Annotated in this window: 19 protein-coding genes; 12 read left to right on the forward strand and 7 right to left on the reverse strand. The window is 41.2% G+C overall.

Translation table 11 applies throughout. From position 1 onward, the window contains the following. Positions 1–72 precede the first annotated feature (72 nt). Both M0P91_RS06290 and M0P91_RS06295 read left to right on the forward strand, forming a co-directional pair. The gene (locus M0P91_RS06290; RefSeq protein WP_295065754.1) at positions 73–648 is read left to right on the forward strand and encodes a TetR/AcrR family transcriptional regulator; all 576 of its coding nucleotides are present in this window, start codon (positions 73–75) and stop codon (positions 646–648) included. After that, complete coding sequence (locus tag M0P91_RS06295) at positions 641–1525, forward strand: DMT family transporter (protein ID WP_295065756.1); 885 nt, start codon at positions 641–643, stop codon at positions 1523–1525. Before M0P91_RS06290 ends, M0P91_RS06295 begins: the two co-directional genes overlap by 8 nt. Positions 1526–1708: 183 nt before the next feature. Here the strand turns inward: M0P91_RS06295 and M0P91_RS06300 are convergent, their stop codons facing one another. The 3 genes from M0P91_RS06300 to M0P91_RS06310 form a co-directional block, all read right to left on the reverse strand. Next, positions 1709–2065 carry a HepT-like ribonuclease domain-containing protein gene (locus M0P91_RS06300; protein WP_295065758.1) on the reverse strand — a complete coding sequence of 119 codons (357 nt, stop codon included), beginning with the start codon at positions 2063–2065 and terminating at the stop codon, positions 1709–1711. Continuing rightward, positions 2058–2375 carry a nucleotidyltransferase domain-containing protein gene (locus M0P91_RS06305; protein WP_295065761.1) on the reverse strand — a complete coding sequence of 106 codons (318 nt, stop codon included), beginning with the start codon at positions 2373–2375 and terminating at the stop codon, positions 2058–2060. Before M0P91_RS06305 ends, M0P91_RS06300 begins: the two co-directional genes overlap by 8 nt. Before the next feature lie 596 nt (positions 2376–2971). Next, a complete protein-coding gene (locus M0P91_RS06310; protein ID WP_295065763.1) occupies positions 2972–3415 on the reverse strand; it encodes a hypothetical protein in 444 nt (147 codons plus the stop codon). Positions 3416–3712: 297 nt separating this feature from the next. Between M0P91_RS06310 and M0P91_RS06315 the strand changes: the two genes are divergently transcribed. The 8 genes from M0P91_RS06315 (at position 3713) to M0P91_RS06350 (ending at position 8853) form a co-directional block, all read left to right on the forward strand. Continuing rightward, positions 3713–3922: an addiction module protein gene (locus tag M0P91_RS06315; RefSeq protein WP_295065765.1), complete on the forward strand. Its 210-nt coding sequence runs from the start codon at positions 3713–3715 to the stop codon at positions 3920–3922. A 161-nt stretch (positions 3923–4083) separates the two neighbouring features. Further along, positions 4084–4506 carry a DUF3995 domain-containing protein gene (locus M0P91_RS06320; protein WP_295065767.1) on the forward strand — a complete coding sequence of 141 codons (423 nt, stop codon included), beginning with the start codon at positions 4084–4086 and terminating at the stop codon, positions 4504–4506. 29 nt (positions 4507–4535) lie between these two features. Further along, positions 4536–5189: an isochorismatase family cysteine hydrolase gene (locus tag M0P91_RS06325; protein ID WP_295065769.1), complete on the forward strand. Its 654-nt coding sequence runs from the start codon at positions 4536–4538 to the stop codon at positions 5187–5189. 132 nt (positions 5190–5321) lie between these two features. Further along, entirely contained in the window at positions 5322–5831 is a 510-nt protein-coding gene (locus M0P91_RS06330; RefSeq protein ID WP_295065771.1) for an N-acetyltransferase, read from the forward strand. Positions 5832–6064: 233 nt separating this feature from the next. Then, positions 6065–6682 carry an AraC family transcriptional regulator gene (locus tag M0P91_RS06335; RefSeq protein WP_295065773.1) on the forward strand — a complete coding sequence of 206 codons (618 nt, stop codon included), beginning with the start codon at positions 6065–6067 and terminating at the stop codon, positions 6680–6682. Between the two features lie 69 nt (positions 6683–6751). After that, positions 6752–7519: a class I SAM-dependent methyltransferase gene (locus M0P91_RS06340; protein ID WP_295065776.1), complete on the forward strand. Its 768-nt coding sequence runs from the start codon at positions 6752–6754 to the stop codon at positions 7517–7519. A 190-nt stretch (positions 7520–7709) separates the two neighbouring features. Then, on the forward strand, positions 7710–8384 hold the full coding sequence (locus M0P91_RS06345) for a hypothetical protein (protein ID WP_295065778.1): 675 nt from the start codon (positions 7710–7712) through the stop codon (positions 8382–8384). A 79-nt stretch (positions 8385–8463) separates the two neighbouring features. Further along, positions 8464–8853, forward strand: a complete 390-nt coding sequence (locus M0P91_RS06350; protein WP_295065780.1) for a VOC family protein — start codon at positions 8464–8466, stop codon at positions 8851–8853. Positions 8854–8900: 47 nt separating this feature from the next. Here the strand turns inward: M0P91_RS06350 and M0P91_RS06355 are convergent, their stop codons facing one another. The 4 genes from M0P91_RS06355 to M0P91_RS06370 all read right to left on the reverse strand — a co-directional run bounded on the left by M0P91_RS06355 (position 8901) and on the right by M0P91_RS06370 (position 12277). Further along, entirely contained in the window at positions 8901–10181 is a 1281-nt protein-coding gene (locus M0P91_RS06355; protein WP_295065782.1) for a GNAT family N-acetyltransferase, read from the reverse strand. Between the two features lie 9 nt (positions 10182–10190). Further along, on the reverse strand, positions 10191–11453 hold the full coding sequence (locus M0P91_RS06360; RefSeq protein ID WP_295065784.1) for a serine hydroxymethyltransferase: 1263 nt from the start codon (positions 11451–11453) through the stop codon (positions 10191–10193). 199 nt (positions 11454–11652) lie between these two features. Continuing rightward, on the reverse strand, positions 11653–11958 hold the full coding sequence (locus M0P91_RS06365) for a helix-turn-helix transcriptional regulator (RefSeq protein ID WP_295065786.1): 306 nt from the start codon (positions 11956–11958) through the stop codon (positions 11653–11655). Next, positions 11951–12277 carry a type II toxin-antitoxin system RelE/ParE family toxin gene (locus M0P91_RS06370; protein ID WP_295065788.1) on the reverse strand — a complete coding sequence of 109 codons (327 nt, stop codon included), beginning with the start codon at positions 12275–12277 and terminating at the stop codon, positions 11951–11953. The genes M0P91_RS06365 and M0P91_RS06370 overlap by 8 nt, the downstream gene beginning before the upstream one ends. 320 nt (positions 12278–12597) lie before the next feature. On the opposite strand from M0P91_RS06370, the gene M0P91_RS06375 reads away from it, so the two are divergent. Beyond that, positions 12598–13161: a helix-turn-helix transcriptional regulator gene (locus M0P91_RS06375; RefSeq protein ID WP_295065790.1), complete on the forward strand. Its 564-nt coding sequence runs from the start codon at positions 12598–12600 to the stop codon at positions 13159–13161. An 84-nt stretch (positions 13162–13245) separates the two neighbouring features. Further along, entirely contained in the window at positions 13246–13842 is a 597-nt protein-coding gene (locus M0P91_RS06380; protein ID WP_295065792.1) for a Crp/Fnr family transcriptional regulator, read from the forward strand. Positions 13843–13850 lie beyond the last annotated feature (8 nt).

Here is a 13850-nt window from a genome sequence, read left to right on the forward strand (position 1 = left end):
GTTTTAATATCAAAGAAGCTTTTGGCGGGGCTAAAGCCCCACTCCCAATTAAAAGTATATAGAAGAAGTCTGATGGAACAAAATACAAGACAAAAACTGATCGACGCTACCTATGAAGAGGTCTATTCTCACGGCTATCAAGGTGCGGCACTAGCCGATATTCTCGCCAATGCAGGAGTGCACAAGGGGTCAATGTACCATTTTTTCCCCAACAAAAAAGAGATGGCACTCTCCGCGATAAAAGAGAAGATCGCGGAGCGGTTCGGAACCCGTTATTTGGCAATAGCCAAAGGGGAGGGTGATTATCTAGCGCATTTTTTTGAGGGTTTGCGGGATCTCAAACAACGAGATTTTCGTCGCGGCTGTCCGGTCGCAAACATCGTTCAGGAGATGTCCAATATCGATGAAGATTTTAATATGGCGATGAAGGAGATATACGCAAAGTTTCGTCAAAGCGTCAAAATCATTTTTGATAAAGCGGTTAGTGCCGGTGAATTACGCTCTTGTGATACGGCCAAACTAGCCCTTTTTACTACCTCTGCTTTGGAGGGGGCAATTTTGGCGGCGAAAGCATCGGGAGAGACTCAAGACTATCTCGATTGTGTGGAGTGCTTGATCAGTTACATCGAGAGTTACAAACATGGATAATACCAAAAATACGAATAAGTATATTGTTTTAATGATTGTCGCGATGCTCTTTTGGGGGTTTGCGTGGACGGCGGGGAAAGTGGCGGCGGAACACTCCAATGCCGAAGTCGCCGCTTTTTGGCGGTATGCGATCTCGTTTATGACGATCATTCCCGTTATCTGGTATCTTAAAATACCGTTTAAAACAGACCGAATCGGTTTTATGTACATGCTCTGGGCTGGGATATTGACTTCACTGTTTAATTATCTCTTCTTCGCCGGGCTTTCTCACGGTCAGGCCGGATACGGCGGTACGATGGTAACCTCACTCTCTCCTATCATCACTTCTTTGTTCTCTATTTTATTTTTTGGAACCAAGACTTCACCTCGGCAAATCATCGCACTTTCTATCGGAATTTTCGGTGCACTGATACTGCTTCGTGTACCGTATGAGGGATTTGCCTTTTTAAATCTGGATAGCTTATATTTTCTTGGGTGTGCTGTGGTGTGGTCCATGGTGACCATCATTACCCAAAAAGGGACGAAGAGGACAAATCCCATATTTTATACGTTTGTTGTTTTCGGGATTACCACGATCATTAATATGCTTTTTGCATTGCCGCACCGTCCGTTTGATTTTGGGGCGTATGACGCGGTATTTTGGTGGACGATCCTCTTTATCGGGGTGATTCCGGGGACGTTTAGTACCGCACTCTATTTCGTCTCGGCGGGGAAAGTCGGGGCGCATCGGACGGGGGTGTTTATGTTTATCGTTCCCGTGGGGGCTATCGTGTCGAGCTGGGTCGTGTACGGTGAGACGTTGGCACTCTCCACCCTCATCGGGTGTTTGATGGCATTTGCGGCGGTGATGCTATTTCGTCTCGCTCCCAAGCTTTAGCTTGGGAGTGTATATGTTAGTCTGCATTCCCAACGAGGACGTTGGGAACGAGGGAAAATTTGCAGGTCAAATGCTGTTTTTGGAAGTGAGGCTTTAGCCTCGCATAGTTGCTTTGTCAGAAATTGCAGTGTTTGTGAAACTTTTGGCGGGGCTAAAGCCCCACTTCCGATGAAGTGCGTAACATCAGTTATTAAGTACTTGTAGTGCACAGGATTTAATATGCGGGAGTTTTTCACGTATCACCATTTCAATAATGGGAAGATTGATCCCTTCGTAATCATGCGCTATAAAATTGCGTATATCATAAGAGCCTTTGAGGTCTTCACGATCAAAATGGGTTAGAACGGAAAAAGCGGCATCATTTTTAAGTTTTTCGAATTGCTCCGCCATCGCCACAAGATGCATCAAGATAGCGGGGCGTTTGAGTTTAGTATCCGATAACGAGACAACGATTCCGCCACTTTCATTGACAATTTCGAGAATAATATCGATCTTTTCGATGATAGTTTGAACCCGCTGCAGATCACGAATCTCAGACATAAATAGCCTCTTTGAGCAATTTTTCTCTTTTAATGTCATCCAATCCTGATAGGTCACAAATATCGACACGCCCCCCGCCGAAACGATGCGATATCGTACTTCGGAGTTCTTCGATTACGCGCAATGCCTCCCATCCGGGATGAACTTGTAAAAAGCGTGGAGTGGTATGCATAACGATGTCGATATCACTACCCCACACGGCATTTTCACGTGCGTAACTGCCAAATAATCCTAATTTCTCAATCCCTTCGCTCTCTAATTTCGGGCGGATGGAAGAGAGATAGGCTAAGATTTCTTCTTTTTTTGTCATGGGTTAATTATAACAGAGTTCAATGGATTTTAGAGTTCTTTAGCACCGATGTCGCTGAATACTGTTTATTTCAAAATTGAAGATTGAATACCTGACCCCTTTACTCAAATGGCTTAATAATTGCGGAAAATTTCAAATAATCTTCAAAGGAGTTGATCTGATCGGGATAATGCGCTACGAGCCAATCATCTTCTGATAAAAGTACCGCATTTTTTTCGATAGAGAGGGTTTTGATTTTGTCGATTTTCCGGATCCCATCTTTCCGAAAAAAAAGTTAATGTCCCTTTTTTGTTCAAAAATAATCCTTTTAGATATGTCTCGCTCTCAAGAGCTCAAGCTTGGGAGTGTATATGTTAGTCTGCATTCCCAACGAGGGAAGTATACTCTCGTCATTCCGTGCTACGACACGGAATCTAATGCAAGAGATGGATCCCGTATCAAGTACGGGATGACAAAATGCGTATATACAGTTAAAGATTGACGGAACTACCTTTGCTCATTTCACCGGAAGAGTTGAAATATTCAATATTTGACTCAATGGAAATTCATGTCAATAAGGCAATAGATCTATCATTATGATTTTCTCGAAGCGCATGTTAGGCAACTTTTTCTGCTTCACTTGACGTCTTGCGTCTGATAAAGAACCAATTAACCTCAAGCATTATTACAAGTAGACCATAGACCACGGGAACGACATTGAAGGCAAAAAAGTCGCCACCAAACTCAGACAGGCTTATTACGACAAGTACCATTGATGCGATAGACAAGACAATCAAGGCAGGTTCGCGACGACCGACCATGAATGTGAGGACTATTGCAACCGCAATGATCACTGCGCTTACAAGCATTAACGGTATAAGTACAAAGAACCCAAAATATGCGGGCTCCATAATTCCAGATGGAAAAAATGGCGCAACAACCGCTAGTAATACACAGGTGCTAGGTATCAGGAAGCACAAATAGGCGATACTAATACGCCTTTGGAGTTGAGCCGAAGTAAGCATGGAGTTGTCTTTTGTCCGCCTAACTATGTTATTCATACTCAAAATATACCATTTTGATAGAAATTTACAAGATAATCGGATATTAAAAATGTCCTAATATCAGAAACATCCAACCAAAATTGTACATATCAACATATTTTTAAACATTCTACACCGTTTATCCTAAAATAATTTCCGCAAACGCTCTACCCGCAGGCAAAGCGAAAAAAGAGGACAATCTCCCCATTATTAGAGATAGGAATTTGGTTGGAATCTGCTATTAAATGAAAAATTCAAAATAGAGTTGCGATATAATAATATCACCAGATGCGAGATAATATCATGACAATAGCAATGAATAAAGCGATTGAGGATTTGCAGGAACTTAGCCCCAATGAAAAAGGGTTTGTCGCACAATATCTGATCTCCTCTTTGGATACCACGCAAGATACAGAGGCTCAAGCAGAATGGTCGGAATTGGCAAAAAAACGTTTCGAATTATTGGAAAACGGTGATGTGCAACCCATCAGTTGGGAGAGTACCAAAAATCAGGTACTCCTATGAAGCAATTAGCTATTTTCCGCAGATATGATCTCCTTTTCAACATGGGTTTCATCGCTATGTTTTGCCCCATTTTCCATCATTTACAAAGAAACTCACGATACTGTTTTTGTCCTTGCTGTAATGCATAATAGCCGTAAACTTGGATATTGGCAAAATAGAGTATGAGTGTTATAACCATTCTTGCAATTTTAGCGTTAAGCCTAATCGGATTGCTCCATTTTTATTGGGCATTGGGTGGAGTGAACGGATTGGGTAAAGCCCTGCCGACCGAGAATGGCAAACCGTTGATCAACCCCGGAAAAATTGCGACACTTGGAGTGGGGATAGCTTTGTTTGGTTTCGCCATAATCGCCTATATGCTCTATTTTTATGATTTGTCTTCGTCGCACTATCGGGATTATTTCATCATTAGCGGCTGGATAGTATCGGGGATATTTACACTTCGAGGGATCGGTGAGTTTAATGCAGTCGGGTTGTTTAAAAAAATAAAATCATCCGAATTCGCCTATTATGACACCCGTTTTTACACCCCATTTGCTTTAGCTATGGGGTTGGTTTTTGCTATTTTGGCGTATAGAGTGTAAGTAAATTATAACGAAAATGAGGAAAATGAATGAACCGATATACCATGCCGAACTTTAAATCCTCCGCGTTGATTACCATTGATACGCAAAGAGATACACTTGACGGGCAACCGTTAGAGATCAAAGGAACTACGCAGGCACTACCGTACATAAAGGAGCTACTTGATTTTTTTCGCGCCCATCAGTTGCCGATCGTGCATATTGTTCGAATTTATAAAAAAGACGGTACTAATGTGGATTTGTGTCGCAAAGAAAGCGTTGAAAACGGAGCTGAATTATTGATGGAAAACACTGTAGGTACCGAGTTAGCTAAAGAACTGTTTGATAAAGATGACATTCACTTTAATACAAAACTTCTATTAGATGGCGGGATACAATATCTCTCGAATTACGAAGTGATTATCTATAAGCCTAGATGGGGTGCATTTTATCAAACACCTTTGAATGAATTTTTACACAAATACGAGGTGGATACCCTTGTTTTTAGCGGATGCAATTACCCTAATTGCCCTAGAACATCTATCTATGAAGCAGGCGAACGGGATTATAAAGTAGTACTTGCCGAAGATGCCGTTTCTGGTTTATACGAACAAGGAAAAAAAGAGCTCCAAAATATCGACGTATGGGTCAAACCAACTGCTGAAATTCTCAAAGAGGCAACACATGCATTATCTGAAACGTGAGGGAGTAGTTAGGGATGAACTGCAAACTGATTTTGCGCTCTGCCTCTGCGACGGTGAGTATTATCCGAAAATTGGGGTTACGAAACACCCTTCGATGTGGACGAGAGATAGTATGAGAGAAAGGGCATAAATATGATCATCCAAAACAGCACCCTTTCTGACATCAACGAAATTTTCAGACTCTATGCCATCGCTACCGATTTTCAAAAGTCCAAGTTCTTTGTCCATTGGCCGGAGTTTAAACGGGAGTGGATAGAGACCGAGATAACCGAAAACCGGCAATGGAAGATGATGATAGACGGACGTATAGCATGCATCTGGGCGACGACGTTTAACGATCCGCAGATATGGGGAGAACGGGATCATGATCCGGCCCTCTATATCCACCGCATCGCGACAAACCCCGACTTTCGAGGTAATAATTTCGTCGCCCGCATCGTCGAGTGGGCGGAAGGATATGCACGAGAGAATGGTAAAAAGTATATTCGGATGGATACAGTCGGTGAAAATAGAGGACTGATAGAACATTATAAAAAATGCGGGTTTGAATATTTAGGGTATTTCAAACTGGATTCTATCGAAGGGCTTCCCGATCATTACGCTCTGGCGGATGCGTGTTTGTTTGAGAGAAAAATCCAATGACCTATGTACTTCCTAACTTTTTTTTGGAAGAACAAAAAGAGAATATAATTGCAAAAGATTCTTTTTTTTGTGCAGCTTATTCTTCACGACAAACCCAAACGGACATATCGATACGAAACGTCACACATGTAATGATCCTGCTTCATAAGGGAAAAAAACATCTCAAATTTTCAACCGGTACTATTTCGATTACTGAAGATACACTCTTGCTACTTTCTCAAGGCAACTATTTTATGAGCGAAATCGTTAATGACAAGGGGGTGTATGAAGCTACCCTCATTTTTTTTGATGATTTGTATATCCACGCTTTTATTGAGCGTCATAAATTGCAGATTCTTGATAGCATGGCTGAAAAAACCGCATTGTTTAAAATGGACGGACTGTTAAAAAATCTGTCTGATTCGTATCGATTGTATGTGAATAAAACCATAGAAAACAAATCAGAAATTCTCAAGCTCAAAACAGAAGAACTGTTGTTACATCTGTACGCAAATAACAAAGAACGTTTCAGCGCTTTTGTGTACACGGTTTTATCTACAGCGGACAGTAGGATGAAATATCTACTTGAATCCAATGTCGATATCCTCGAAGACGTTGCGGGAATGTGTGCCTTGACACGATTGACAAAAACGCAGCTACGCAAATCTGTGCACAATATTTATGGGCTAAATCCAAAAGAGTGGCTTGATCAAAAACGGATGGAAAAAGCATGTCTGCTTTTAAAAACGACCGATAATCCGATCCATTCGATAGCAACCGGCTGCGGATACTCAACGGTCTCATGGTTCGGATCGCAATTTAAAAAGTTTTACCGGCTCACCCCCAAAGAGTATCGTGAACAAAACCGATAAAAATCCCCCTTTTTCTTGTACCTTTTTTTTCTAAACACTCTATACTTTTGGCACATCGAAGGAGAAACTATGGAAGCAAAATGGGATGCTGAATCGTATGCGAAAAATTCCAAGTCACAAGAACTCTGGGCAAAAGAGCTCATTGAAAAGATCAATCTGAACGGTCACGAAGTTATTTTGGATATAGGCTGCGGTGACGGAAAAGTGACCGATTATTTGGCCCATTTAACGACGTCACGTGTTGTCGGGATCGATCTGAATCACGACATGATTGCTTTGGCAAAAGCATCCTATCCATTACCGGAATTTCTACAGATGGATGCCGAAAAGATCGATTATGAAAATACTTTCGATCTCGTCTTTTCGAATGCGGTATTGCATTGGGTAAAAAATCATGAGGCGGTCATTGCCGGAATACACAAAGCGTTGAAGCCAAAAGGAAAAACGGTATTACAGATGGGCGGAGAGGGCAATGCTAAAATGGTTTTTACAGCATTATCCACGGTACAAAAAGAGTATGCACCATATTTTGAAGATTTCGTATCGCCCTATACTTTTTGTTCGGATAGTTATTATCTGAAAATACTAGATAAAGCAGGTTTTGTTCAACCCGATGTTCAATTGATCGAGAAAGATATGGTTCATAAAAATCTGGAAGCTTTTGAAGGGTGGTTGAAAACGACATGGTTCCCCTATTTGGGATGTTTACCTGAAAATAAGAGAGTTGAGTTTTTGAATCAATGGATACAAGCGTATTTGGATTTAGCTCCACTCGATAAAATGGGTAGAGTTCATGTATCCATGGTCAGACTCGAAGTAAAAGCTCAGAAAAAATAACCGCTAATAAAAGCTTGTGTAACCGATTTTTCGGTACACTTTCACAACTTTACAAAGGAGAGCAGATGACACATTATCGCACCATCGACAATACCCCTCTTGTCCGAGTTGCTCTCTTTTGGCGTCTGCCATAACACTTTCTTTTTAACTTAACCCCTAACATTTATTACTACACACTAGAAGGATACCTATGTCGTTGCAATTAGACGATTTCCTCATTACGGGTCGTACCTTTGAGGAGTATGTGGCATTTTTCGATTTGGATGCCGAGACGATGAAAAACATGAGAGTTTTGGACTGCCCAAGCGGAGCGAGTTCATTTATAGCTGAAGCCAAGCGTAGAGGGATAGCGGCACAGGGATGCGATATGTTGTACTGTTATGATCGTGATGCGTTGCGTGTGCAAGGGGAGAAAAGTATCGAGAAAATCTATGCCGATACGAGCTGGATGGCAGATAATAATTTTGCCTTTTATCATTCATTTGAGAGACATAAAGAACATCGAATAGGGGCATTAGAAGCATTTTGTGCCGATTACAACACAAGGGACTATTGGTTCGCTGAACTTCCGAAATTGCCGTATGCTGATAACAGCTTTGATTTGGTGCTGAGTTCGCATCTGTTGTTCGTCTACGATGATAGATTAGACTTGGCATTTCATGAAGCCTCAATCACTGAGATGTTGCGTATAGGAAAAGAGGTGCGTATTTTTCCACTGGTCGATTATAAAAACTCCCGTGTGGATGAACCCTATAATCTCAGCCCGTTTGCCTATCAAATCGCAGAAAAATTTGGCGGTGAGATTGTTAAAGTTGACTTTGAGTTTCAAAAGAATGGAGGGTATATGATGAGGATAAAGCGGTAGACTATGAGGCGAGAGTGTAGTGATATAGATCGCCCTTTTTTGAGTAAAATGATACGATGTATATTACAAGGAGTATGAAATGAATCCATTTACTACGCACGGTGCATTTAGTTGGTTTGAGCTTTTAACGGGCGATGTCGAAGGGGCAAAAAAGTTTTACGGTGAGGTTTTTGGATGGGAGTTCAAAAGAGCTGACAATGTCGATTTTGACTATCAAGTGGTATCATTGAATGGTCAAGAGATAGCAGGTATCATGGATATACAACAGTGTGATGATGAAAAAATACCGCCGCATTGGGGCAATTACATAACTGTCACAGACATTAAAGTCACGCTAGATAAGGCAAAAGAGTTAGGGGCAAATGTTATTGTCGAGATTACGTCGATACCGAAAGTCGGTGATTTTGCTATTATCCAAGATCCGCAAGGGGCAGTAATTTCGATGATTGAATATAAGATGGCGTGTTAAACAACGCAAAGGGTAAATTCTCATCATACGCTCCCGTGTTGTTTAGGTTATAGTTGAATCCGAAAGGGGATCATTGCTGATTCTGAAAATCCCATCCCCTCGTAAAATCGGTGTGCCGAGAGATTATCCGCATCGGTGAGGAGAGTCACTCTTCGAATCCCTTTTTCTTTGGTACAGGTGAGGACGTATTCGAGTAAAGACGAGCCGATATCCTCTCCACGGTGTTTCTCATCGATGACCATATCTTCGAGTAGGGCGACTCTCTCTCCCAGTGCCGTTGAGACGGTGTACAAAAGGTTAACCATCCCTACTACCTCGTTATCTATTGATGCGACGTATATCTCACCGATTTTCTCATCCTCGATGATCATTTTCAGTCCCTTCGTCTGATGCGTGATATCAGGGGTAAATTCGACCTCTTTCGAAAAGAGCTGATGCAAAAGGGTGCAAAGGATCGGGATATCTTCTACGGTTGCCGTTCGGTACGTGATGGGGGTCTCTTTAGAGACAGACTCATAGGCGATGAGGATCTTTTTACGCTCAATGCCCCACCGATACCCGCTCATAGCACCACTTTTGGCGATAACACGGTGACAGGGGATGAGATAGCCGATATGATTTTCACCGATTGCACTGGCTACTGCACGCACCGCTTTGGGATTATCGATAGTATTGGCGATATCTTGATAGGTTGTTAGCGCACCATCTGGGAGATTGATGAGGGCTTTCCAAACGTTGATTTGGAGGTTTGTCCCTTTGACCATGAGGTTGTATTTTTTGTTTTTGATGAAAATATTTTCCAAGTAGGTTTGCGCTTTTTCATCATCGTGTTGCAAATTTGCATTTTCCCACAGTTCACTAAATCGTGTAAAAATAGCCTCTTTGTTTTTATCGATAAACCCTAAATAACAGACCCCTTTATCAGTGTAGGCGATCAGTGCTTCGCCGAAGGGGGTGAGCCCGAAACCGTAGGTGATGGTGACGTCTTGTCCTTTTTCTCTCCACTCTTTTGGGGTGACCCCTATGAGATTGACAAAAAGTTCATGAAGTCTGCTGGAGCTGGATAACCCGATATCCAGAGTACTCTCCAACAGAGATTTAGACTCTTTGATATGCTCTTTGGCGTAGTTTAGCGTCACGGAGTGGAGAAACTGTTTAGGGGTTACTCCGACATACTCTTTAAACACCCGCATAAAATGGTATTTACTCATACCGATATTTTTAGCGATTTCATCGATGGAGGGCTGATCTTTGAAATGGGTGTCGATATAGGTGATGGCTTTGGCAATGAGATGATAATTTTGGTTTAATATTTCGAGCTCTTGCATGAATCGCCTTTAATAGGTTGCATAATTATAGACTCTAAAACCCTTCAAAAGAGTTTCGAGCTCCGCTTTAATCTGCATTTGAAGAGGGAGGTTTTGTATGTCATCTAAAACATCGCAGATTCTATGGGCGATCAGGGTAAACTCTTTTTCTTTCATCCCCAGTGTCGTTAATGCGGCACTTCCTATGCGTATACCTGAGGTAGAGGTCGCGGGGCGGGGATCGGCGGGGATCGAATTTTTATTGACGGTGATACCGGCATTTTCCAACGCCACACTCGCCTCTTCACCTGAGAAATCTCTCTCCATCAACGATACGAGAACCATATGGTTATCGGTTCCTCCGCTGATGAGCTGAAACCCTCTTTGGTTCATAATCTCTCCTAAAAGTTTTGCGTTGCTTTTAACCGCTTTGGCATACTCTTTCCATGAGGGGTGTAAAACCTCTCCAAACGCCACCGCTTTTGCGGCGATGACATGCACTAGCGGACCCCCTTGTATTCCGGGGAAAATAGCACTGTCGATTTTTTTGGCTATCTCTTCGTTGTTTGTCATAATCACCCCGCCGCGAGGACCTCTGAGTGTTTTATGGGTTGTAGAGGTGACGACATCGGCGTAGGGAAACGGGCTCATATGCTCACCCGCCGCGACCAATCCGGCAATATGGGCAATATCGGCAAAGAGTATCGCACCAACACGCTCCGCTATGGTGCGGAACTTTTTAAAATCGATTTCCCGCGTATAGGCACTTGCACCGCATACGATGATTTTAGGTTTTACAATTTCCGCGATCTGAGCTATCTTTTCATAATCCATTCTTCCATCAACTTCCACACCATAGGTAAAGGAGTGGTAGTTTTTTCCCGAAAAACTGGGTTTTGCACCGTGCGTCAAATGTCCACCGTGACGCAAATCCATCCCTAATATCTTATCGCCTGCTTGCAATAACGCGGCATAAACTGCTCCATTGGCTTGACTTCCTGAATGGGGCTGTACGTTTGCGTAGTGACATCCGAAAATTTTACAGAGTCGATCTTTAGCCAGTTGCTCTACCTGATCGGCAAATTGACATCCGCCGTAGTATCGTTTGTTCGGATACCCCTCAGCGTATTTGTTGGTAAAAATACTCCCCATCGCCTCCATAACGGCGGGAGAGGTAAAGTTCTCACTGGCGATCATTTCCAAATGGGTTGATTGTCGGTCAAACTCATTTTGTAGAATGGCGAACACTTCCGTATCTGCAACCGATAAATCCTCTTCGTGTATAAAACTCATGCTCTCCCCTTGTTGGATAGTTCGTAAAAGTTTAGCGGTTACGAATATCGGTTGCAATCCAAAAATTGCTCATTTGCAATGGTATGAGAGCAAGATTTGGATTGTTTTTGATGAGCAAAAATTTATAGGAAATAGGGAGATGGAGTTTAAAACAAGCAATAGCTACATAATGAATTGTTATAGGTATCACCTATAGTTTTTATGACGCTAAATGGCTTCTCTTTAGATTGATTTCCAGATTAAATCCTACAGCTTTTGCATATTCTATCAATGTGGATAAGTTCGGTAAACTTTTAGTATTTGGACTCTCTAATCTCGAAATATTGCTTTTTTTTGTATGTAGTAGGGTAGCAACATCTTCTTGGGAAAGTTTTGCATCGAGGCGAGCTTTTATCATCTGTTTTTTGAGTGCAAAGATCGGTTCTAATGCTTCGTATTCTTCTCGAACCTCTTCATTTTTCAGAGCTTTTTCTTTGAATGCTTCAAAAGAAGGTCTATTAGTCATGGTTTATCTCCTTTTTTCGCTTTAATGCGATTTCGATCTCTTTTTGGGGTATTTTTTGAGTTTTTTTAATAAACGAGTGGAGAATAATGATTTTCTTTCCACTTGCATAGCAAAAGAAACTCCTTCCTATTCCCTCAGCACCTTTTGCTCTAATTTCGAAAAGTCCATCACCGAATGCATCAGTGTACGGTTTTCCGAGATTGGGACCATGTTCTTGAATCATCTCAAAGATGTGGAGCATTTTCGCCAAAATTTTGGCAGGAAAAGATAAAGTGTCTGCTTCTACAGCCTCGTTAAAAAACTCAATTTCCCATTTCATGTAGCTATTATATCAAAAATGATAACTTTTTAGAAGAGAATGTATTAGTCCTTAACATTCATCTAAATTCCTTTTTTGTCTAATTATTTATTTATACTCAAAATATCCCATTTTAACAGATATTCTAAATGATTGGTGTAGATGTTGAGCTAAGAGATGAGCGTGAAGTTGTGGTGTGTATCGGGAGATTTATGTGGTTTGTGCAAGTTTTAGATGTTTAAACTATATTAATTAATAAAATAACAATAAATAGCTTGTAATTCATCCTGAAAAGATATATAATTAACAAAATATAGGTAATTAGCAGGTGAAATTAAGAAATGAAATCTTTGTTCAAAATCGATGACTTGCTCAAACAAAGTAATAAGGCGGTGCGTAATGAGCGTATCGCTTTGGGGCTGACCCAAAAAGAGTTTGCCAATTTCGTCGGTTTGAAGTACGCGACTTATCGCTATTTCGAACAAGAGGGGAAAATCTCTTTGGAAAATTTTCTTTCTATTTTAAACGCCATCAATAAAAGTATAGAGTACAAAAAGTTTTTGGATGGTTTTGAGTATGAGAGTGCGAGAGAACGGGCAAAACCTGATATAAATACCCCGCAAGACAATATGACAAAGCCTATCGTACCGCCGTCTCAAAAGCAGATTACCCTCGATAAACAGATATTCGGCAACGAGCTGTTTTACAGTGTCGAAAATGGGCATGTGTATGAAGTCTCGACATTTATCACGATTATGTTGGGACACTACAGTGATGAGAGACTGGTATTACTTTTGCGTTATTTCGGTGTTGATAGATTAAAGCCTTATATTCTGAAAGAGAAAAATATCGATTTATTGCAAAAGTTCAACAAACATATAACGTATCTAAAGAAACGAGTCTGAAATGTTGGAAAAAACGAAAATCTCGAAGAGTTGTATCATCAAAAATAAGTAGATATAGCCATAGGAAAAAATGGAGAAAAATACGTGAGTAAATTACTTGAATTTTTAAACAAAAACATAGCACTTGATGGTGATGAATTGCAATTACTTACCCAAATGTTTCATCAAAAGCATTTTAAAAAAGGGGAATCCATCCATCACGCAGAGCATATTCACGACAGTATCTATTTTCTCGAATCGGGTATTGCGCGAGGGTATTACATCGATGAAAAGGGGAAAGATACGACGTGGTATCTCTATTTTAACGATGAGAATTCCCATTTGACCAATCTGGTTGTGTTCGATTATGACAGCTATTTGTGTCAAACTCCCTCGAAACTCCATTTTGAAGCCATCACCGATTGTTCCTTTCAAGTTATGAAAAAAGAGGATAAAGATTATTTGTGTGCTCATCATCTTAAATGGTCGGAGTTTATGAGACGATCGAGTGATTTGGCGTATTCGCTGGTGCATCAAAAGTTTTTCTCTCAGTTAGTGATGAATGCAGAATCACGATTTGCGCAGTTTTTAGAAACAACCCCGTATCTGCTCGATAAAGTACCGCAATACCATATCGCTTCGTATTTGGGAATCACGCCGCAACATCTGAGTCGGTTGAAAAAGATGAACAAATGCGAATGACAATTCTC

Source organism: Sulfuricurvum sp. (assembly GCF_023229695.1).
Lineage (GTDB): Bacteria > Campylobacterota > Campylobacteria > Campylobacterales > Sulfurimonadaceae > Sulfuricurvum.